Consider the following 563-nt stretch of genomic DNA (forward strand, 5'->3'; position numbering starts at 1 on the left):
GCACGCCGACGACCTGACCGGTACGCTTGAGCACATCGTCCTTCGTCGCGCCGGCAGCGAGCATGTCGAGCGCCTGCCGCGGGTTGCTCCCGAACACCTTACAGAGATTCTCTACGACAACTTTTGGGGTATGCATCGAAACCTGCCTCTTCATCCAACTATAATCCTGCGCCGAATCCATCGATCCATGACAAATCACGTCGGATCACTTTGAGCATTCGGCCGGTACTGATTAACCGCCTTTTCGAGAAGGCGGAGCGAGCAAGATCGGCAATCAAGCCGACCCCGATTGCCGATCTGTTTCCGTCCAACTACCCAGGCATTACTGCTTCATACCTTCCGTCCAGGCATTCACGCGATCGGCATGCGCGGCGATCCATGCATCGGCGGCCGCTTCCGGCTTCGAACCGTTCTGGATCGCGAGCATCACGCTGTCGATCTCGCCCGGCTTCCACTGGAATTTCTTCAGGAACGCGACGACCGGCCTGGCCTTCGTTTCGAGCTGCGGGTTCACGACGCTGTCGACGTGCTCCGCGCCGCCGAACACCTTCTTCGGATCCTCG

1 protein-coding gene and 1 pseudogene are annotated in these 563 nt (G+C 59.1%); both read right to left on the minus strand.

Annotated features, from left to right (window positions below; translation table 11 throughout):
• Positions 1-181 (minus strand): annotated as a pseudogene (locus tag DIE06_RS39405) (hypothetical protein); the annotation flags it as partial.
• Between the two features lie 141 nt (positions 182-322).
• On the minus strand, positions 323-563 hold a 241-nt coding region (locus DIE06_RS37990; RefSeq protein ID WP_311767666.1), incomplete at its 5' end, for a glycine betaine ABC transporter substrate-binding protein.

The sequence above is a fragment of the Burkholderia sp. Bp8998 genome (assembly GCF_003854235.1).
GTDB lineage: Bacteria > Pseudomonadota > Gammaproteobacteria > Burkholderiales > Burkholderiaceae > Burkholderia.